This is a genomic window from Sphingobium sp. TomMM15 (genome assembly GCF_055397045.1).
Window position 1 is genome coordinate 475,001 of the sequence record NZ_AP027315.1, and the last position, 21,353, is coordinate 496,353.

13 protein-coding genes, 1 tRNA gene, 2 rRNA genes and 2 pseudogenes (1 of these 18 cut by a window edge) are annotated in these 21,353 nt (G+C 60.3%); 6 read left to right on the top strand and 12 right to left on the bottom strand.

Annotated elements, in window-relative coordinates:
* The 3 genes from ACZ51H_RS14920 to ACZ51H_RS14930 form a co-directional block, all read left to right on the top strand.
* A 23S ribosomal RNA gene (locus tag ACZ51H_RS14920) occupies positions 1–2,579 on the top strand (it extends 220 nt beyond the left edge of the window).
* A 134-nt stretch (positions 2,580–2,713) separates the two neighbouring features.
* Positions 2,714–2,828, top strand: a 5S ribosomal RNA gene (gene rrf, locus ACZ51H_RS14925).
* An 83-nt stretch (positions 2,829–2,911) separates the two neighbouring features.
* Positions 2,912–2,988, top strand: a tRNA-Met gene (locus ACZ51H_RS14930).
* A 141-nt stretch (positions 2,989–3,129) separates the two neighbouring features.
* On the opposite strand, the pseudogene tnpC reads toward ACZ51H_RS14930, so the two are convergent.
* The 12 genes and pseudogenes from tnpC to ACZ51H_RS14990 all read right to left on the bottom strand — a co-directional run bounded on the left by tnpC (position 3,130) and on the right by ACZ51H_RS14990 (position 16,925).
* Positions 3,130–4,704, bottom strand: a pseudogene (tnpC, locus tag ACZ51H_RS14935) (IS66 family transposase).
* Positions 4,705–4,735: 31 nt separating this feature from the next.
* Complete coding sequence (gene tnpB / locus ACZ51H_RS14940; RefSeq protein ID WP_464802906.1) at positions 4,736–5,092, bottom strand: IS66 family insertion sequence element accessory protein TnpB; 357 nt, start codon at positions 5,090–5,092, stop codon at positions 4,736–4,738.
* On the bottom strand, positions 5,089–5,427 hold the full coding sequence (locus tag ACZ51H_RS14945) for a transposase (protein WP_464802907.1): 339 nt from the start codon (positions 5,425–5,427) through the stop codon (positions 5,089–5,091). Before ACZ51H_RS14945 ends, tnpB begins: the two co-directional genes overlap by 4 nt.
* 13 nt (positions 5,428–5,440) lie before the next feature.
* Complete coding sequence (locus tag ACZ51H_RS14950; RefSeq protein WP_464802908.1) at positions 5,441–6,190, bottom strand: hypothetical protein; 750 nt, start codon at positions 6,188–6,190, stop codon at positions 5,441–5,443.
* Positions 6,191–6,214: 24 nt separating this feature from the next.
* The gene (locus tag ACZ51H_RS14955; RefSeq protein WP_464802909.1) at positions 6,215–6,655 is read right to left on the bottom strand and encodes a recombinase family protein; all 441 of its coding nucleotides are present in this window, start codon (positions 6,653–6,655) and stop codon (positions 6,215–6,217) included.
* Positions 6,567–7,217, bottom strand: coding sequence for a GH39 family glycosyl hydrolase (locus ACZ51H_RS14960; RefSeq protein WP_464802910.1), 651 nt, complete (start codon positions 7,215–7,217; stop codon positions 6,567–6,569). The genes ACZ51H_RS14955 and ACZ51H_RS14960 overlap by 89 nt, the downstream gene beginning before the upstream one ends.
* A gap of 202 nt (positions 7,218–7,419) precedes the next feature.
* Positions 7,420–8,901: a hypothetical protein gene (locus tag ACZ51H_RS14965; protein ID WP_464802911.1), complete on the bottom strand. Its 1,482-nt coding sequence runs from the start codon at positions 8,899–8,901 to the stop codon at positions 7,420–7,422.
* A gap of 1,001 nt (positions 8,902–9,902) precedes the next feature.
* The gene (locus tag ACZ51H_RS14970; RefSeq protein ID WP_464802912.1) at positions 9,903–10,784 is read right to left on the bottom strand and encodes an ankyrin repeat domain-containing protein; all 882 of its coding nucleotides are present in this window, start codon (positions 10,782–10,784) and stop codon (positions 9,903–9,905) included.
* Between the two features lie 346 nt (positions 10,785–11,130).
* Positions 11,131–11,463: a hypothetical protein gene (locus ACZ51H_RS14975; RefSeq protein WP_460988524.1), complete on the bottom strand. Its 333-nt coding sequence runs from the start codon at positions 11,461–11,463 to the stop codon at positions 11,131–11,133.
* A 601-nt stretch (positions 11,464–12,064) separates the two neighbouring features.
* A complete protein-coding gene (locus tag ACZ51H_RS14980; RefSeq protein WP_464802913.1) occupies positions 12,065–14,731 on the bottom strand; it encodes an autotransporter outer membrane beta-barrel domain-containing protein in 2,667 nt (888 codons plus the stop codon).
* A 1,093-nt stretch (positions 14,732–15,824) separates the two neighbouring features.
* A pseudogene (locus ACZ51H_RS14985) lies at positions 15,825–16,064 on the bottom strand (IS66 family transposase); the annotation flags it as partial.
* An 18-nt stretch (positions 16,065–16,082) separates the two neighbouring features.
* Positions 16,083–16,925, bottom strand: a complete 843-nt coding sequence (locus tag ACZ51H_RS14990; protein WP_460988520.1) for an SDR family NAD(P)-dependent oxidoreductase — start codon at positions 16,923–16,925, stop codon at positions 16,083–16,085.
* A gap of 156 nt (positions 16,926–17,081) precedes the next feature.
* On the opposite strand from ACZ51H_RS14990, the gene ACZ51H_RS14995 reads away from it, so the two are divergent.
* The 3 genes from ACZ51H_RS14995 (at position 17,082) to ACZ51H_RS15005 (ending at position 21,257) form a co-directional block, all read left to right on the top strand.
* Positions 17,082–17,885, top strand: coding sequence for an SDR family NAD(P)-dependent oxidoreductase (locus ACZ51H_RS14995; RefSeq protein WP_464802914.1), 804 nt, complete (start codon positions 17,082–17,084; stop codon positions 17,883–17,885).
* 292 nt (positions 17,886–18,177) lie between these two features.
* On the top strand, positions 18,178–19,890 hold the full coding sequence (locus ACZ51H_RS15000) for a type I secretion system permease/ATPase (RefSeq protein ID WP_464802915.1): 1,713 nt from the start codon (positions 18,178–18,180) through the stop codon (positions 19,888–19,890).
* Positions 19,890–21,257 (top strand): HlyD family type I secretion periplasmic adaptor subunit, encoded by a 1,368-nt coding sequence (locus ACZ51H_RS15005; protein ID WP_464795631.1) that lies wholly within the window; start codon positions 19,890–19,892, stop codon positions 21,255–21,257. Before ACZ51H_RS15000 ends, ACZ51H_RS15005 begins: the two co-directional genes overlap by 1 nt.
* Positions 21,258–21,353: the final 96 nt, after the last annotated feature.

Sequence of the window (21,353 nt, forward strand, 5' to 3'; positions counted from 1 at the left end):
AAGCGAACCCGGGGAACTGAAACATCTCAGTACCCGGAGGAAAAGACATCAACCGAGATTCCGTTAGTAGTGGCGAGCGAACGCGGACCAGGCCAGTGCCTGTTGTTTAGTTAGCAGAACATTCTGGAAAGTTTGACCATAGCGGGTGACAGTCCCGTATGCGAAAGCGAAACAACAGGACTTGAGTAGGGCGGGGCACGTGAAACCCTGTCTGAACATGGGGGGACCACCCTCCAAGCCTAAATACTCGTACATGACCGATAGTGAACCAGTACCGTGAGGGAAAGGTGAAAAGCACCCCGATGAGGGGAGTGAAACAGTACCTGAAACCGGATGCCTACAAGCAGTGGGAGGGTCCTTGAGACCTGACCGCGTACCTCTTGCATAATGGGTCTGTGACTTAGTGTATCAAGCAAGCTTAAGCCGTTAGGTGTAGGCGCAGCGAAAGCGAGTCTGAATAGGGCGACAGAGTTTGATGCATTAGACCCGAAACCCGGCGATCTATGCATGACCAGGTTGAAGGTGCGGTAACACGCACTGGAGGACCGAACCGTTTAATGTTGAAAAATTATCGGATGAGTTGTGCTTAGGGGTGAAAGGCCAATCAAGCCGGGAAATAGCTGGTTCTCCGCGAAATCTATTGAGGTAGAGCGTCGAATGATTGCCGTTGGGGGTAGAGCACTGGATGGTTGCGGGGGTCGCGAGATCTACCAATACTAACCAAACTCCGAATACCAACGAGTCTAGTTCGGCAGACAGACGGCGGGTGCTAAGGTCCGTCGTCAAAAGGGAAACAGCCCTAACCTACAGCTAAGGTCCCCAAGTCACGTCTAAGTGGGAAAGCATGTGGAACTTCCAAAACAACCAGGAGGTTGGCTTAGAAGCAGCCATCCTTTAAAGAAAGCGTAACAGCTCACTGGTCTAAATAAGAGGTTCTGCGGCGAAGATGTAACGGGGCTCAAGACGTGCACCGAAGCTTAGGGTGTGATCGTTTACGATCACGCGGTAGCGGAGCGTTCCGTAGGCCGTTGAAGCGATCTGGTAATGGGTCGTGGAGGTATCGGAAGTGCGAATGCAGACATGAGTAGCGATTAACAGTGTGAGATGCACTGTCGCCGAAATTCCAAGGGTTCCTGCTTAAAGCTAATCTGAGCAGGGTAAGCCGGCCCCTAAGACGAGCCCGAAGGGGGTAGTCGATGGGAACCACGTTAATATTCGTGGGCCTGGAGGTGTGTGACGGATGGCGTAAATTGTTCGGCCTTATTGGATTGGTCCGGGCAGTGAAGTTGTCCCAGGAAATAGCCCCTCCGTATAGACCGTACCCTAAACCGACACAGGTGGAATGGTAGAGTATACCAAGGCGTTTGAGAGAAGTATCCTGAAGGAACTCGGCAAATTGCCTCCGTACCTTCGGAAGAAGGAGGCCCCACATCAAGGCAACTTTTTGTGGGGGGCACAGGCCAGGGGGTAGCGACTGTTTAGCAAAAACACAGGGCTCTGCTAAGTCGGCTTCAAGACGACGTATAGGGCCTGACGCCTGCCCGGTGCCTGAAGGTTAAGAGGAGGAGTGCAAGCTCTGAATTGAAGCCCAGGTAAACGGCGGCCGTAACTATAACGGTCCTAAGGTAGCGAAATTCCTTGTCGGGTAAGTTCCGACCTGCACGAATGGCGTAACGACTTCCCCACTGTCTCCAGGATATGCTCAGCGAAATTGAATTCTCCGTGAAGATGCGGAGTACCCGCGGTTAGACGGAAAGACCCCGTGCACCTTTACTGCAGCTTCAGAGTGGCATTAGGAAAGAACTGTGTAGCATAGGTGGGAGGCTTTGAAGCGATGACGCCAGTTGTCGTGGAGCCATAGGTGAAATACCACCCTGTTGTTTTCTGATGTCTAACCTCGCACCGTTATCCGGTGCAGGGACCCTCTGTGGCGGGTAGTTTGACTGGGGCGGTCGCCTCCTAAAGAGTAACGGAGGCGCGCGATGGTGGGCTCAGGACGGTTGGAAACCGTCTGTTAGAGTGCAATGGCATAAGCCCGCCTGACTGCGAGACTGACAAGTCGAGCAGAGACGAAAGTCGGTCATAGTGATCCGGTGGTCCCTCGTGGAAGGGCCATCGCTCAACGGATAAAAGGTACGCCGGGGATAACAGGCTGATGATTCCCAAGAGCTCATATCGACGGAATCGTTTGGCACCTCGATGTCGGCTCATCACATCCTGGGGCTGGAGCAGGTCCCAAGGGTTTGGCTGTTCGCCAATTAAAGTGGTACGTGAGCTGGGTTCAGAACGTCGCGAGACAGTTTGGTCCCTATCTGCCGTGGGCGTCGAAATTTGAGAGGAGTTGACCCTAGTACGAGAGGACCGGGTTGAACATACCTCTGGTGTACCTGTCGTCCTGCCAAGGGCGCAGCAGGGTAGCTATGTATGGACGGGATAACCGCTGAAAGCATCTAAGCGGGAAGCCTCCCTCAAGATAAGATTTCTTCGAGCGGTCGTAGACCACGACCTTGATAGGCCGGATGTAGAAGTGTGGTAACATATGGAGCTAACCGGTCCTAATTGCTCTGATCGCGCCTGAGAGTCCCACCATCAATGACAATGCTGGAAACAGCGTCAGCCATTGAGCGTGGTGATCACCTCAAGCCAGATAACAAATAGAAATACCAAATACCGTGCACGGCATCGACTATAACCCAAAGCGCAAGCTTCATTGCTTGGTGACCATAGCGTCTGTGACCCACCCGATCCCATCCCGAACTCGGCCGTGAAACCAGACTGCGCCGATGGTACTGTGGCTCAAGCCCCGGAAGAGTAGGGCGTCGCCAGGCATTGAAGCTTGCGCTTTGAAATAAAAACCCATCACATGTTCACAAAAGGGCGGCCCATAAAGCCGCCCTTTTGCATTTGGTGACGCGGGATGGAGCAGCCCGGTAGCTCGTCAGGCTCATAACCTGAAGGTCGCAGGTTCAAATCCTGCTCCCGCAACCAACGGTGTACCACTTAAAGGCCCAGTTCCATGGAACTGGGCCTTTCGTGCGTTCTGAACCTTGACGCTTCCAGCAACAGCAGCCTTAGTAAGCGCGACCATTTGGAACAGGTCGCCGTGCAACTCTAGTGTAAGCGGTGTTCTTAGCCCACGGCGATCCAGGGCATGAGCTCATGCACGCGATTGGCGGGGTGGCCGTTGGCGAGCGCGGTGAGCGTCTGGTTCAGCCAGTCATGCGGATTGATGCTGCCCAGCTTGCAGTTTTCGATGAGCGTGGCGATGATCGCCCAGTTATCGCCGCCCTCGTCGGAGCCGGCGAAGAGAGCATTCTTTCGATTCAAAGCCAGGGGGCGGATTGATCGCTCGACGGTGTTGGTGTCGAGTTCGATCCGACCATCGTCGATGAAGCGGACGAGGCCATCCCAGCGCGATGTCGCATAGCGGATGGCTTCGGCTAACTTGCTCTTGGCGCTGATCTGGCGGAGCCGGGCGTCCAGATAGAGCCTGAGATCCTCAACGATGATGCGGCTGCATTCGACGCGCTGGCTGCGGCGCTGCTCAGCCGCGCAGCTGCGCACCTCATCCTCGATGGCATAGAGCATGGCGATCCGACGCAGGATTTCGGTCGCGACCGGGGAACTGGCCGCAAGATCATAGAATTTGCGCCGGACATGTGACCAACAGAAGGCGAGGCTGAGCTGCTGTCTGCGGCGTTTGGCAAGCGCTGTGTATCCGCCATAGCCGTCGACTTGCAGGATGCCTGCAAAATCTCCGAGATGGGTGTCGGGGCGTTCGGCCTTCCGATCTGCCGCATAGACATAGGCGACCATCGGCGGACCTACGCCACCCCATGGCCGATCATCGCGGGCATAGGCCCATAGCTGGCCGGTCTTTGTTCTGCCGCGTCCTGGGTCAAGCACCGGCGCTGTGGTCTCGTCGGCAAACAGGCGTTCGGATCGCCGCAACTCTTCAAGCGTTCGGTCACGCAATGGCCGCAGATACCATGCTGCCCGGCCCACCCAGTCCGCCAGGGTGGAGCGATCAAGCCTGATATCGTGCCGGGCATAAATCTGAGCCTGTCGATATAAAGGAACATTATCGGCATACTTCGATATCAGCACCTAGGCGATCAGCGCTTCGGTCGGGATCCCGCCTTCGACTATCCGCGCCGGAGCGGGAGCCTGGACGATCGCGCCCTCACAGGAGCGACAGCCATAACGCGGGCGTCGTGTCACGAGCACGCGGAAGGTCGTGGGAACGACGTCTAGCCGCTCGGCAACATCTTCGCCGATCTGATGAAGCGTCCCGCTGCAGCAAGGGCAGGCCTTCTCCTCAATATCGACAATCTGTTCGATCCGCTCGAGATGCGCGGGCAAGGAGCCGCGGTTGGTTTTACGTGGCTGATCGCTGCGAGACCGCGGTGCCACAACCTCTCTGGCAGCACGGGCATGTCCAAGGGCAATCTCGACATCTTCCAGTCCCAGCTGCAGTTGATCGGCATCGAGCTGCTCGGACCGGCGACCGAAACGGTGCCGCATGAAGGCATCGATGATCGACTGAAGACGCTCGATCTCGGCGTCTGCCTCACCCTTGGCAACGCCCAGTTCTGTCAGCCCGGCCTCAGATGCTGCCCGCTCCTCCACCAACAGCCGGGACTGCTCCAGAACGAGCGCGCGGAGCGCGTCCATATCGTCAGGCAGGTCCGCTTGCGTCAGCATGGAAAGAGTGAATCAGTAGGGCAGAGCCCCGTCAACCGGCAATCTGCGGGGCCTGCGGCCGACGGCCGCCATGGACCCGGCGCCAGTCCAATCCCTCCAGAAGCGCACCCAACTGGGCGTCAGAAAGGCGCATCACGCCGTCCTGGATGCCAGGCCACTTGAAGCCGCCTCGCTCAAGACGCTCGGCCATCAGGCACAGGCCGGTCCCGTCCCACCAGATCAGCTTGATCCGGTCGGCACGCTTGGCCCGAAAGACGTAGATCACGCCAGAAAATGCATCGCCGCCATATTGCGCGCTCACCAGCGCCGCCAGGGCATCAGGCCCTTTGCGAAAATCGACCGGGCGTGTCGCCACCATGACCCGCGTGCCCGGACCGATCCCGATCATCGCTGTACCTGCAACGCCTGGATCACCGCCGCCACCAGATCGGCCTTAGCCATACGTCCAATCCGAACGACGGCGCCTCCTACCTCAACCTCTATTGCGACATCGCTCGACAATGGCTTGGGACTGTCGGCCATGACCGGCACAAACATCGGTTCCGCATGGCTGGCGGCCCGACCCGCTTCCAACGCATAGCGCAGCTCCCGGCGCCAAGTGTAGAGCAACGATGTGCGAATGTCGTGCTGGCGGGAGAACTCGGCGATGTTGCCGCAACGCGCCATCTCCCCGACTATCGCCAGCTTCTGCTCCAGCGTCCAGATCCGTCGCCGACCTGCCATGCTGCCGAGCACCTCAGGACGGCGGACAGGCTCCAGACCAACTCCAGTGCGGGTGTCCAGTGCGCTCGTAAGGCTGTAGGCTTCCATACCGCCCACCGTCTGCCTCAATCACCGCGTCATGCAAGGTGGGTGCGAAACATCGCTTACACTCTAGTCGGCGATGCTTGCCGCCCCGGCAGTTGCCCGCGTGGACAACCACACCCTCGATCAGTGCGCGGATCGCGCTAAGCGAGACATTGGCCTCACGCGTGGCCAGATGCTGCTTAAGTTCGGCGATAGCGGTGCGGTAGATAGCTTCGTAATTAGTAGGGAGGCGGATCACCGTGCGCTCCGGCAGCTCCGCCAATTCGCGTTCCAGCTGTTCCTCTTCGGCCCCCAGCTCCTTGAGCCGTGTGGTGAGTGAGCGCAGTGCAGCCTCGTCCTCCTCGACCCGGCGGAGAATTTTGGCGGCGCGTTGACGCGTCTCGACCAGCGCGTCTTCGAGTTCATCGCGGCGGCCATAGGCCGCACGCTGCTCCGCATCGAGCTCGCGTTGAAGATGCACAGCGAAGCGGCAGATGATGTCTGGAGTGAGCAGACGGTCCCGCAGGCCGGACAAAGCCCGCTCTTCAAGATGGTTGCTGGTGATCGAGCGGTTGCTACGCACCTGCCTATTGGCGGCCTTGAACCGCCGCCGACCGCCGACGCTGACGAAATCGTCGCCGCAGACGCCGCAGCGCACCAGACCGCTGAGAAAAATGGGCAGCTCGCTTGGCGCCAGCAAGTGGATTTCCGATGAGGCCGAAGTTCACGTCCCGAGCCGCGCGGGCTTCCGCCTGGCGAGCTTTGACCGGTCCCAGAGCTGCTGATCGATGATGCGCAGGTCTGGTTCATAGCGCACAATCCATTCGCTTTCCGGATTGAGGCGCGGGCGGCGTGAGAAGCCGCGATTCTCGTTCGGAATCTCGGCCCACTTGCGACGGTTGAAGACGCGCCGACCGATATAGATCACGTTGTTGAGAATGCCTTCACCCAGCTTCACTTCCCCCAAGAGCCTGGATGGATTCCAGATGCCTGCACTATACTTTCCGCGCTCCCGTGCGCAGGGAGATGAGATCCCTTCCGTGTTCAGGATCTTGCAGATCTGCTTAAGACTATGGTCATCCGCGTATAGCTGGAAGATTCGGCGGACCAGCGCGACCTCCTCTTCGTTGATGACGAGACGGTCGGCTTCGCGACCAATCTTCACACGGATTGTTTTTCTCGCAAAAGTTCAGGAACTGCGGGATCCATTGCACGGCGGATGTTGCCGGGCCACCGGTCCTTATCGCAGGATCAACTGCCTTCACCGCCTTCGCTCCCGCCACGTAAAGCGCGAAATATTCTTCCTGCCTGCCGGTCCAGAACCAGGACTTGAGGTTAGGCTCGTTCCACACCTCGAAATACCATTGCCGCACCTCAGTTCTGCCGTAGCGCTGCATAATTTGGCGGATGAACTTCTCGACGAGTTCTCCCCATTTTTCAGATGAGGTAGGCGGCGTTACATTGGCGCGATAAAAGCCGAAGTCCTTGGTTCCGCTCGCCAGTCCGCGCGGCATGAAGCTGAACTCCACGAATGGCTGAATGCCTCTGTCCAGAAGCCCGTCGTAGACTGCGTTTACATTTTGAAAATTGCCGCCCGCGCCAACGCCAAGTTCATCGTTGAATATGCCGTGAAATCGTATGCGCTCTAACCCCGCTTCATTCTTGAAACGCTCTAGATCCTTGCGCCATGGCTCGCGCAAGGTGATCGCGGCGCGTCCACTCGCCACTGCTCATCACCGTTCCTCTCCCTATACGCTGCTATAACGAGACACCTATCCAAGCGGGGAGGATAATGCACTCAACCGTATACTTTTAGCACTGCTTGCGGCTGTCATCGAGCTCCTTCGAGTACTCAGAAAAGCTCGCCCTGTTAGGTTTCAGGCCTGCCGCGTTTGACGACGCCAACCCCGGCAGGATCCGAAGCTGCAATCAAACAGCCGCAACGACTTTGCTCAATCTGACAATAGTGGCCGATGACCGCACAATGTCGACAGCACCAGCAGCGACGCTGCGGGAGCCGAGGTCCAGGCGGGTCTCACGGCTGTCGAGGGACGGGCCGCTCAACGCGGCGACGCTCTGGTGGCGGGGCAGCGGCAGGCGGACGTCGGTGCCGACTTCCTTGTTAAGGATAGCGAGCAGCGTGCCCTGAGCCGTGTCGGCTGCATAGGCGACGACGTTGAGGCCCTGCGCGTCCAACTGGACGGTCCGCATGCGTGCGCCGCTGAACAGCCCGGCGAACTTCATGCCCCAATAGACCGGCTGCGGCTGCACTTGCCCGTCCATATTGCCGATCGGCGTGTAGAAGGGGCGCGGGCGGGGCTGCGCGTCGGGCAGCATCTTTTCGCCCGCAAGGCCGCCGACCGAGTTGGCAACCGCAGGGCCAGCGCCGCCGTGCAGGTTCACGCCGGAATAGCCCAGCGACATGAGCTGGAGCATATAATCAGCGGCCCAGAGCGCGGCGACATAGCTATCCGACACGCCCGGCTTGCCACCGTGGTAGGCGGTGTTGCCTTCCGTCATGCGGTAGGCAACACCCATCTTGCGCGCGGCGTCGCTAGTCAGCTTGCCTTCCTGGGCTTCCCGGGTCGAGCGCAGGAGGAGGCGGTCGGGCTTGATCCGCGGATCGTTGGGACCGCCCTTGTAGAAATGATGCGACAGTGCCTCTATCCGCGGCGGATTCTTGATCGAGGCCCAGCGGTCGGCGACGGCGGGCAGCCAGTCGAGCTTGTAAGCGACGTCGGGCAGGATGAAGCGGACATCCGGGCTGACCGCCGTGATCGCCTGGGCAGCGGCAAGCCATTCGGCAAGATAGGCGTCGGGACCCCAGGTCTTGGGATCGCGCAGGTGCGAGCTGAATACGTCAACTTCATTGCCGATGACGAACGCGACCAGCCGCTTGCCAAGCCGCCGTTGGACATAGGCTGCCTCGCGCGCCAGGTCACGCGGCACACCATTGCCGAGATTAAGGCCGTAGATGCAGCGCCATCCGATCGCATCCAGGAAGCCCTTGAGCGCATCGATGGCTGCTGGCGTGACGGCGTAGCTGAGGTCCGGGCGCGGCTGGCCCGGCTTGATCGGCCGTTCGATACGCGGCGGCTGCTTGTCGCCGGGGCTCTCTTTCCACCAGGAAAACTCGCTGGTGTTGCCGCCGATGCGCAGAATGCCAGCGGGCGTCAGGTCACGGAAAGCGCGGACCAGCGGGCGGTTACGCGCGTTGAAGAAATCGGGCGTTTCAAGCTGCTGCGTCTCGTAGGACAGGCCGACGAAGTCGCGGGGCACCAGCGGCCCTTGCGCCGATCCATTGAGCGAGAGCGACAGGGTCGCCGGGGTTTCCGCAGCGCGCGCAGGGACGATCAGCGCCCCGGCTGCCGTCAATATTCCCGTGTTCAGAAAATTACGGCGGTCTATCATTGCTCGAACCTCTTAGATGATAATTACCGGCGATCGTCATTTCTGCTGACTTTAAAAAAGCCAACGACCACCGGGCGGAGACGATGAAGGTGCTGGGCCCCATGACAGATTTAGGGTCAATGGTTTAAAACGTTAATCGCACGGCGTGATGCTCGCAGCTCCAAGGCAGGATCGCAAATTGGCTCTAAGTCTACAATGCTGGCCCCGATTGTGCGGTTGATCGGCTCTATATCCGAGAACCGCGTCGAGGTGGTTGTCAAGGTCCTACAAGCTACGAAGGCTTCGACGTTTAGGCGTCAGGACCGATATATCCTTTGAACTGTCAGACAGGATCGAGCCCTGCATCTACATTGAAATGTGATCCAGGCGTGGCCGCACAACCCGGCGAAAAATCGGTTCGCTACGAAAATGAAATTTCACAGAACCGCGGAGAGTTCGTGAAGTAACGTGGCAAGGCGGCAGTTGATCAGCGGCGGCAACACCGGACGCGCCAGGTTGCCTTCGCCACCTTGAATTGAACGGCTAAAATGAAGGCATTACTTTTGCCGGTCTGCTCAACGAAACGTGAATGACGGGTTTCGGCAGCCGTCCCGACCGGAGTCCTGAAACGGCAAGAGTTTGATCGACAGTCGCCGGAACCGGACGTTCCCGCATTTAAGGAGCGAAAGTTGACCGTTGAGCGGCCGAAAAGGGCTTTGTCACCCGAAGCGCTTTGCAGATAAGCCGTCGGAGGCAAATTACACGGGTTGGATTGCGCACCGCGCAATTCGGTGAGCGCCGAGATCAGCGCGATGATATCGGCATCTGTTCTTACCGCCTTGCCGTAGGCAGACCTACCATGGAGATGGCCGTAATCGTGACCAGCCGAATGCTGCCAAGGCGCCACACAGCATCTCGACCTGGGCACCATAGGTGCGCCTGCGCCGGACAGGGCCCGCTCGGCTTAATGCCGGATGCAGGCTAAAAACCGTCAGGGATATCCGTCAGCGGCTCAAAGAGTTTCACCAGTAACGGCCTGTATCCAGGCACTGTTGCCATCGTCGCATGGCGCGCATCTTCCCTGTCGTGTCGGAGGAGAGAGCAGCGTCTGCCCGATATTTCTGCTGACATTCCACCTTGCGGCTGGCTGCGGGCGCCGTTGTAGTGGCAGGCTTAACAACCGCAGAACCCAGCAGCGCCTTCATCTCGGGCGAGGTAGCGAGTTGGGGCGCGGTTTGGCCATCCTTGTTGCGAATATTCCGCTTAGCTCCGTGATCCAGAAGGATCTTGGCCAAGGCAACCCGATCCCGATCGGCTGCATGGTGAAGTAGCGTCCAGCCATATTGATCCTGATCGTCAACGCCTACACAGTCCTCGATCAATCCGGCGAGTTCGTCGGGATGATTGTACCAGATCGCATCCTTCGCTTTCAGAAGCGGACGCATGGCAGGGGAGCGCCCGTCATTCACGGGTTCCGAGCGCACCATTGCGCACATGCCATTTCCACCAGAGGTAGTTGGCTGCGAGCGGACGCCCGCAGCGGCGCCCACCTGACCCGTTATTCCCGCTACGGTCGAAGCTTTGGCCATGGCCTTGCGGATCTCTGCCTGCACCATGGTACCGATAGCCATCTGATAAGGCGTGCTGCCGGATCTTGATTTTAGGTTTGGATCGGCACCGCGAGCGAGCAGCGCTTTTACCATCTCGAGATTGCCGGCGTCGGCTGCGTAGTGAAGAAGGCTGTATCCCTCATCGGTTTGCATGTTCACATCGAACTGCCCGCTATCGACAATCTTCAGCGCCTCCGCATTTTGTTTAACACCGAGATAATAACGTGCATCTTCGAAGGGATCGCCGGCAACAGCGGCAGAAGCCATACATAAGGCCGTCAGGCCGATCAGCATTTTACGGATCAATTTATCTACTCCCCCAAAGTGGCGCGCACCCATCCCTTGCCACCTCGTTCGGCCAGGTGCGGTCGCAATACGCGCGTTCATGTCTCTTTACTTCAGCGCCGCCGCGCCCCGCGAGTGCAGAACTCGGCGATCGCCGCAGTAAAGGCCGCTGAAGCGGTTCCTGTCAGAAGGACGAGGAGACCAATCAGAACCCAGCCGGTCCACTCAGCTCCGCTGCCCGCGATTGCACAGCAGCGGATACTCACAACCGCATAGGCGATGGGGGCTAATGAACCTACGGTCGCCGTGAAAGCCAGGGCGGCCGAGATCTTCGCCATCCTCCCGAGATGCAGCTTCAGTTTTGCACCCAAACTTTCATGTTCGCGCCGCCAGCCGAGACGACGTTCGCCCCTCCGGCTGACACAACATTAGCGCCGCCCGCGGAAACGACCCCTGCGCCACCGACAATCGGATATTTCTGGCCGTTAAATTCCACAACCGCCGCACCGTCCTTGACGTGGACCTTGGCTCCCGCAGGTACGCGCATATCGACCTGCTTCTTACGGTGATAGGGGAATTGCGGCCCATTATTATTGTCCCAGGGAGCGCAGCCCCAGACGAAGATGTTGACCACGCCATTGCATCCAGTGCCAGCCTCAGCCGGTACGATGGCCAGGCCAGTTGCCAAAAGAGCTGCAGCAACTGCAGCGGCGCGAACATGGAAACGCACAGAATTCCCCCTGTAGTCATAAAGCAGACAAAATCCAGTAAGTCTCTTTTAGCAGTTGGAATGTCAAGTAAAAGTAAAAAGCAAGCAGCGTTGCAAAAGAAAGCCACTCTCCTGGGTACTGAACCTCGAAGCGAAATCGTTGAGTACGTCATTTCGATTATTAAAATAGATCAATGATCTTGATTAATCCGGCATACTGTTCAGCATTATCTCTTAGAATTGATCGGATCTCTGGCGTCATTATGTGGGACGCAACGGAACTTCAAAACTGGTTTCGCAGATTTCCCCGTCGCGAGGCACTGACGGCAGAGCGCGCCCCCGGAAACCCTCGGCACCGCAAGCGCTGTCAATTTCCGGCCTGCTGCATCAGGGTAATCTGACGGGATCGTGATTATGAATAAACGGCTGGAATCGGGAACGCTTACTCGGCCTGAATGAGCATGTGTCGTGCTGGGCGTTCTCAAGGCGATTTTCTCCCGAAAGCGCTATAAAGTTAGCGCTGCCGACCTTGCGGTCAGCAGCGCCGTTGCGAATTCAAGAGTTCTCGTAGAGCTTGCTATTAGAAGGCGAAGCGCACGCCAACGTTGACGTTGTGGCTCTGACCTCCACCAAATTCGCCTTGATAAGCGCCATAGAGGCTGAGTCCCGCAGCAAGGTCATAGCTAGCGCCAGCGCCAAGCGTTGCCATGGTTTCCTTGCGGCCCGCCCCGATGACCGTGAACCGTTCGGCGTTGCCGACAAACCCCGCGCGAGCGGCGGAGCGTTCACCTTCGAGCTGGTGACGCAGACCTACCGATGCCCATGGGTGGAACATCGCGCTTTCACCAGTGCCGCCCTTCAGCTTGAGGGCGCCGTCGACAAAGGTCGCGCTGGTCTTGTTGCCATCCACAGACAGGGCGAAAGCGGCGCTGCCTGTCTCGCTCGCCGAGCCACGACGGGTGGAGATATGAGTGACGCCCACTTCGGGATGGACCCCCCAACTGCCCATAGGGAAGCTGTAGCCGACCGTACCGTCGAGCACCAAGCTGCGGAGGCGATAGTCGCCGGAGAGGGCGGTGGCGCCGGGTACCGCCCGGCGGGTGTTCGCCTCGCTCCAATCATAGGCGATCGTCACTGTCCCGTCGAAGCCACCGCTCATGAAATGACCCGAAAGACCTGCAACCAGGCCATCGGAGTTCGTCCGTGCACCAAGGCGCGCGATCGTCTGGCGACTGTCGATATAGCCGATGAACGCACCGATGGATCCGGTTGCGCTGCCAAAGCCGATGCCGCCAACGACACCATAGCTGTGGCTCTTGGCCGTCGATGTGCCAACTGAACCACGACCTTTAAGCGTGCGCCAGTCGCCCAGACCCTGCGCAAAGCTGAAGAGACCAGCTGTCTCGCGCGTGGTTTCGGCAAGCCCTGCGCGGCCCGCCTTCGCTAGTGCCAGTCCCTGCTCCACGCCAAGTTGAGACGCACTGGCATAAGCTTCGGGCGTCAGCTGCCCGAAGGCCGCTGCATTCGCGGTGCCACCGGTCAACAGTGTCGGAACGGCATTGATCAGCGCAGTGCTCGCGGTTCCCGCGATTAGCAGGTCGTTGACATAACCGACAGCAGCATTGGCCTGGGTGGAGATCCCGGTGGGCGCCACGAAGGTGCCGAGTAACTGCAAGGTGGAGCCATTGTTGCGGAGGACGCCTACAATGCCCGGATCACGATTGACGATGTCAAAGTCGCCAGTGATGGCGCCGCCGCCGTTCACCACGATCAGGTCACGCGACGCGCCAGGTGTCAGCGAGCCGGTGAGATTGACAGTCGTGTTATCGCCGATCGTTACCGAGCCGCCATTGACGATGATCTGATCGCTCTGCCCGATAGGAACGAATTCGAAGGTGGTGGTCGTGCCGTTGGCGATGGTCAGATTGCCATTGATCGTCATGATAGCAGGAGATGCGCCCGGCGACAGCGTGCCGCCCGTGCCGATCGTGACGTCGCCGCTCACAGTCCCTGCGGTGCCGAAAGTACCGCCGCTGGTGACATCAACCGATCCGGTCAGGGTTGATCCTGCCTGACCGATGAAGCGGCCGCCTGAAACGGTTACTTCCTCGACATTGAGGTCGCCGGTGAAGCTGTTGACGCCAGCTGTGTTATTCACCTGCTCGAAGCCCGTGAACGCCGAACCGTCGATCGTCGTCTGGGCCGCATAGCTGCTGCCGGTATTGAAGGCGAGGACATCGGTCCCGCCGCCTGCAGCAACCGTGCCGCCGAAGCTGCCGCCGGTGCCGATCGTCAGCATATCGGCGCCCGCGCCAAGATCGACATTGCCCGAGATAGTGCCGCTATTGACGAGGCTGTCGGTGCCACTTCCAGCCACGACATTCCCGTTGATCGCCCCGCCCTGGTTGCTGATCGTGTTCGCGCCGTTGCCGGTGATGATATTGCCGGTGATGGAGCCGCCGGTCGCGTTGGTCAGAAGATTGTCGCCTTCGCCAAGGTCCACATTGCCAACGACCTCGCCGCTATTCGAGATGCTGACGCTTTGCGTGCCGCCGCTGATCGCGGTTTGACCCGGCGCCACGACGATGCTCGACCCTTGAGTCAAGTTCAGCTCACCACCGCCAGAGACTTCCACCGTCTGCTGAACGACGACCTTGCCTGTGCCAATGATCTTCTCGACTTCAAAGCTGGCGAACAGCTGACGGAGTGATGGATCAATCGACCCGGTGTAGGTCGTACCGGTGATATCGAAGGAAAGCGTGTCCTCCCCCGCGCCACCATCGACCGTTCCATTCAGCACGGCTGAGCTCAGCAGGTGCGTGAAGCTGTCATTGCCCTCGCCCATCCGTACCGTTCCGGTGATGGTACCCGCATTGACGATCGCGTCGTTGCCCTCGCGCATGTAGATATCGCCGCTGATTTGCCCGGCATTGTCGATCCGGTCATCACCAGCATTCAGGTCGATAGAGCCGATGATGACGCCGGTGGCGGTGTTCGTCACATGATCGGTCGAGGGCAGGTAGCCGCTCTCATCCTCAAGCTGGTCGCCGCTGGTATGGATGGCTCCTGCCAGATAGCCGTTGGGCTGGCCAATCGCATTGTCGATGATCGGCGTGTTGGGGAAGTAATCGGTGCCAGCGCCGCCCTGGATAGTGCCGCTGTTGACGATGTTGACCGTCTTGGCCGCGACAGCAACAGCGACAGTGTGGCTGCCCTCAGTGTCCCGTCGGCCGTGGCTGACCGACATGGATGGCCAGCCAAATTTTTGGGTTGGCTGTGTAGATCACGAGATGCGGCACACCTGCGGGAATGAATAGGTGATCACCTGGGATTAGGCTTCTCTGCCCAAATCCCTCCAGAGTGACTTCGGCAGAGCCTGCCAGGATCAGCACCCATTCATCCCACTCCTGCACATAAGGGCGGTCAGCGGGCGTCGTTTGTCCCTGCGATATAATGCGTTCGATGCGTACACCGGTCGGCGTAGCAGATCTTCGAACAGCTCGTGCTCTTCGCGTCCGCGCGACACTTCCAGCAGATTGCGAAGCGTCGCAGTGGATGAACTTATTTCTGACCCCATGGCCCGACAGCAAAACGGAGGAGGAGAAAGGAGAGGTTAATCGCACATTTCGCAAATACCGAGTGCCGGGGATCGCGTGGCATAGTCCCCGAGCGTCGTCCCTGCGGTGGTTGAGGCGAAAATAGTGGTCCAATGCAGCCACGGGCTGAAACGCCAAGCTTGAATTTGCAGCGACACCTGCAAGACTAGAGCATGATCCGATCAGACTGAATCGGATCATGCTCTATTTGTCTTTTGTTTCCCGCATTTTCCGAGCCAGCAGATGATGCCATCTGCTTCGAAAATGCTTTAGTAACAGGCCGAAAATGACGGTGTCGATAAGATAGGCGCTCTCAGCTGACATATGATATAGCAAGGCCAGGGAGCTGATATGGGTGTTAAGCGTCGCGTCAAGCTGTTCAAGATGGGCCGCTATCAAGCTTTCCAGATCCCGGACGGATCTATCTGCCGTGTGGCGATGCGATAACGGGCGAAGAGGGTTCACGCGTTGTGTCGGCATCCAGACTGGGAACTTCTCTCCTGTGCTTGCTAACGACCTTCGTGCCCATTGATGAGGTTTTTGGAGGCCAAGCGCCGGGACGAGGTTGCAGCGGACCGTCCCTACGACGGAGGCGCCGCGTCAACCAATTGAGCTATTGCACTGTCGGCACAGGCGCCAATCCCTTGTGTCGGGTGGCCGACCAGTTCACCGATGGGGCCGCTCAAGCAGAGGTCCATGGCAATCACGTCATCGCGCACGAAACCAGTTGTGGGCGATAGGGCCTAGCGTGGTGATGACCGCCCAGTTATCGCCGCCTTCGTCAGAGCCCGCGAAGAGCGCGTTCTTACGGCCCAAAGCCAGAGGGCGGATTGATCGCTCTACGGCTTTGGGCCACTTGCTCCTGGCGCTGATCTGACGGAGCGGGCCATCGAGATAAACCATGGCTCCCGACACGAAGTAGCGTTTCTCGTCGGTGAAGCGCACCGCCAGTGCGCGTGGTGACAATTCGCTGTAATCCCGCGCGCATTAATGCGGGCGGGATCATCCCGGCGGCGCGATCCCTCGTTCGGTGAAGAAGTCCGGCGCGTTGATCATTTCTGGTCCGGCCAGGTCCGGTGCGTCCGCATGGCTCGCCAACCACACGACAGTCTGTGCGGTTTCCTCCGGATCGCGCGCTGCTTCTCCCGATCCGAGCGTTTCAGCCTGATCGCCCATGGCCGCGCGCAGCGTGTCCGTCATGGTGAAGCGCGGCTCGATCAGGAAGGCGCTGATCCCATCCTTGCCATGTTCCTGGTTGATGTGGTCCGGGATACGATTGAACGCTGCCTTGGGCGCAAGATAGAAGAGGCCGACCCCCGGGGATCGGGCGGCGACTTCGATGGAGGACAAGGTCGTCATGAAGATCATTCGTCCTGAACCCTGTGCCACCATCGTCTTCAGCACGATCTGGCTCAGGTGAAATTGGTTCAGGAAATTGCCGGTGATCGCTCTTTCCGCGTCTTCCAGCGCGACGTCCATGATCGGTTGGAGGATAACCGGCCCCTGGTAGATGCCATTGTTCACCAGAACGTCTATCCGCCCCCAGCGGTCGAGTACCGCCGCGACCCCTTCATCGATGGATGCGCGATCGAGCAGGTCGATCCGCGCGCCCATTGCCTGACCGCCAGCCGCCCTTATCGCTTCCACCGTCGATGCCACGCTGCCCGGCACAGGCGTGTTCCCCATGCTCTCCATACGGCCAGCGCCTTCCGCCATGGTGCGCCCGGTCACTGCGACGGCGAAGCCCGCGCGGCCAAGGGCGATCGCTATTGCACGGCCGATGCCCCGCGTCGCCCCGGTGACCAGCGCCACGGGTGGTTGAACTTCTTCACTCTGTTTCATCATCGGGCCATACCCTCCAAACCTCTTCCGGACTTTGCCGACTATCGCCTGTAAACACCATCGCCGAGCGATAAACCACAGACTTAGTTTGTTGACAAGCGTCATCGTTTGATTAACCCTGTCGTCAGGAACGATGCAATAGATGTAGGAGATGTAGGCGTGAGCGTGGGAAAAAGGCTGGCCGGGCGTTCGGCGCTGATTACCGGAGCGGCGGATGGAATTGGCCGGGGCATGGCGCTGCGGTTTGCGCAGGAAGGCGGGTCGATCCTGGTCGCGGATTTCAATGCGGACAAAGGCGTGGAGGTCGTGGAGGAACTGCGCGCCCTCGGGGTGGATGCCGACTTCCGCAAATGTGATGTTACGGTGCGTGATGACGTCGTCGGTGCCGTTCAGGCCTGCGTCGATCGGTTCGGTTCTATCGACGTCCTGGTCAATAACGCCTTTAGCGGCGGCGGATTGCAGCGCATCGAAAACCTGTCCGACGCGCAGTTCGAATCCTGCATGAACATGTGCCTTTACGCTGCGAAATGGTCGATGGAGGCGGCGTTCCAGCACATGCGTAGCAGACATTGGGGCCGCATCATCAACATCGGGTCGCTCAACGGCGTCAACGCGCATATGGGGACCGCCGAATATAATGTCGGCAAGGAAGCCCTTCGCGCCTATACGCGCAGCGCGGCAAGAGAATGGGCAGGCTACGGAATCTGCGCCAACATCATCTGCCCTGCCGCCGTTTCCGCCGGTTACCGGGAGTTTGAACGTACGGAGCCGGAGATCGCCGCGGCCACCACGGCAGCTAATCCGATGGGCCGAATGGGCGACCCGGAGGCCGACATCGGCGGCGTTGCCCTTTTCCTGGCCAGCGAGGACGCGCGATACCTGACCGGCAACACGCTGTTCGTCGATGGAGGGGCGCATATCAATGGCGCTGCATGGGTGCCCGACCTCGGCCCGGATAGCTGAACATCACAGGGTGAGCGACGCGGAGGCGGTCAAACCCCGCCTGCGCGTCGGCGATCCTTTCTAACGTGACCCCGGTCTCTCGCCGCTCTTGACGGCAGCGCGTCGCACGGCCGATCGCAAGAGTTTGTCTGACCAACCCGATTTGCCACCCTGCATCCCTTTGCGCTGTTGATCGGTAGCGCGTTCGACGGGATGAGTGGGGCTGAACCGTCGCGCTTTGGGGAGGTAGGATGGCGCTGCCAGTTTCAGTCGTCGTCGGCAGCGTTTGCTCGCGCGTTGGCGAGGCCGTGAGATGAAAGCCGTGCTGAATGCGGTGCGGGCGCATGTGATGTGGGCCGCCCTGTTCAGCGCGCTTGCCAATCTGTTGTTCCTGGCGCCGACGCTGTACATGTTGCAGGTCTATGATCGCGTCGTGCCGACCCGGGGGGCCACGACGCTGGGGTTCCTGACCATCGTGGTGCTGTTGGCTTTCGCCACGCTGTCGCTACTGGAATATGTTCGTTCGCGCATCATGGTGCGGGCGAGCATCGCGCTGGACCGGCGGTTCGCGCGGACGTTGATCGCCGCGGCCCTGCGCCAGCCGCCAGCCGCGACGGGCCAGCACAGGCGGCAACAGCCCATCCGCGAATGCGACCAGCTTCGGCAGGCGTTGACCGGCCCGGTCATGAACGCGCTGTTCGATGTGCCGTGGACGCCGATCTACATCATCGTGTGCACCATCATCCATCCCTGGATCGGCCTGTTGGCGCTGGTGGGCAGCGTGGTGCTGCTTGTCATAGCGTGGGCGAGCGAGCGGGTGATTTATTCTCCGCTGGCGCAGGCCAATGCGGCGGCGAGCCAATCCTATGCCAGCATGGACCAGAGCATGCGCGGGATGGAAACGATCCGCGCGCTGGGCATGCGCAGCCCGATGGTGCGCCGCCACCTGGCCGAGCGGGCGGATATGCTGAAGTGGCAGGCCAATGCCAGCTTCGCGGCGGGAAGGTGGGTGATGGTCAGCCGTTTCCTGCGCAATGCGCTGCAATCGGGCGCGCTGGGCCTGGGCGCCTTGCTGGCGATCGACGGGCAGATTTCGGGCGGCGCGATATTTGCCTCATCCTTTCTGCTGGGGCGTGCCTTGTCCCCTATCGACCAGCTGGTCGGCCAATGGCGCAGTTTCGTGCAGGCGCGCGAATCCTATGCGGAGATCAAGATCTGGCTGGAGGGCGAGTTCGATCCGGCGCCGCGTACCGCCTTGCCCGCGCCGACCGGCCGGGTGGATGCCCAGAATATTTCCGTGCATGATCGTCAGTCGGATCGGCTGATCATCAACAATGTGTCCTTCACCATCGCGCCGGGTGAATTGGTGGCGGTGATCGGGCCGAGCGGGGCGGGCAAGTCGACCCTGGCACGCCTGACCGCCGGGGCAATAGGGATCAGCCGGGGTACGATCCGCATCGATGGCGCGGATTATGCGCAATGGGATGACGAGGCGCTGTCGGCGCATATCGGTTATATGCCCCAGCAGCCTTCGCTTTTTGCCGGAACGATCCGGGACAACATCGCCCGCTTCGCTTTTGAAGAAGGAAGCGCCGCCGCCGACAGGGACAGGATCGATGCCGAGGTGATCGCCGCCGCCCGATTGTGCGGCGTGCATGAGATGATCCTGGGATTGCCGCGAGGCTATGAGACGATGCTGGAGTGGGGCGGCACGGGGCTGTCGATGGGACAGGCGCAGCGGATCGCGCTTGCCCGGGCGTTGTTTCGCGATCCGGCCCTGCTGATCCTGGACGAGCCCAATGCGCATCTCGATTCCGATGGAGAGGCGCGGTTGATCGACGCGCTGCGGCAGGCGAAGGCGCGCGGCGCCGCGATCATGGTGACGGCGCATCGCACCAGCCTGCTGGCGCCAGCGGATCGGATATTGGTGCTGGACCGTGGCCGCATGCGGATGAATGGCCCGCGCGACAAGGTGCTGAACGCGCTCACCGCGACACGATCACTGGCTTCGGCGGAGGGGGCGTGATGTTGATGCGGTCGCGGCGCGTGCTCCTGTTGACCAATGGAGAGGGCGGGACGGTGCCCGCCGTGGGTCCGGATATCCGCCGGGAAGTGCGGGCCGGTCTGTTGATTGCGGCGGCGTTTTTCCTGTTGTTCCTGGGCTGGGCCGCGTTTGCCCGACTGGACGCGGCGGCGCTGGCGCCGGGTCGTGCGACCGTCGCGGGGCAGCGGCAGAGCGTCCAGCATCGCGACGGCGGGATCGTCGCGGCGATATTGGTGAAGGAAGGACAGCAGGTCCGGCAGGGCGACGTGCTGATCCGTCTTGCCGCACCGGCGGTCACGGCACAGGAGCGGGTGCTGGCTTCCCAGGCCATCTGGCTGATGGCGCAGCGCGCTCGGCTGAGGGCGGAGCTGGCGGGGACGGCGATCGCTGTGCCAGTCGAGTTCCAGTCGCTGACCGGGGCGGACATCGCGGATGCCGACGCCGCCATGCAGGCGCAACGGGCGCAAATGGGCGCGCGATCGGCGCTGCTGGCGACGCAACAGGGCGTTGCCATGCAGGAAGGCAGCCAGGCCGGATCGCAGGTGCTGGGCTATCGCGAGCAGGTCGCGGCGGTGGTCGAGCAGGAACGGCTGATCAGCGACGAATTGAACAGCCTGCAAGATGTCGCGGCCAAGGGATTTGTCAGCAAGACCCGCATTCGCGCGCTGGAACGGGCGAAGGCCGACCTGATCGGGCAACGCGCGCGGTTGCTGGCGGCGCGCGACAGCTCCGTCAGCATGGCCGGGGAAGCGCGGCTGAAGGCGCTGGAGGCGAAGCAAGGGTTGCAGGAAAAGGTGACGGCCGAATTGCGGGACGTCGAAACGCAGCTGGGCGATGTCCTGCCCAAATGGACGGCGGCCCGTGATGAAGTGGCGCGGACGCAAGTGCGCGCGCCGGTCAGCGGGACGGTGGTCGGATTGTCGGTGCATACGGTGGGGGGCGTGATCGCCGCCGGCCAGGTGTTGATGGACATCGTGCCGCGCAACGGCGCGGTGGTGATAGAGACGCGCTTTTCCCCTGCCGACATTGACGATCTGGCGGTGGGACAAAGGGCGGAGGTGCGCTTTGCAGGGTTTCCGGCGCGCAGCCTGCCCATCATCGACGGGCGGGTGACGCGGGTATCGGCGGACAGCTTCGTCGAGGAAAAGACAGGCGTGTCCTATTTCGTGGGGGAGGTGCAGATACCGCCGGAGCAGATCGCGCTCATCAGGCGCTATGCGCGCGGCGATTTCGTCCTGAAGCCGGGCATGCCGGTGGAGGTGGTCGTGCCCCTGCGGCGGCGCACGGCATTGCAATATATGTTCGACCCGTTGACTGACCTGATGTGGCGGTCGTTCCGCGAGCAATAGGCCTATTGGTGGAGCCTTACCCTTAAGGGTGGCACCTTTATCCCGATGATCTTCGCGGCGCAGGCCGTTTCGAGGGTATCAGCTTTCCATACGCTC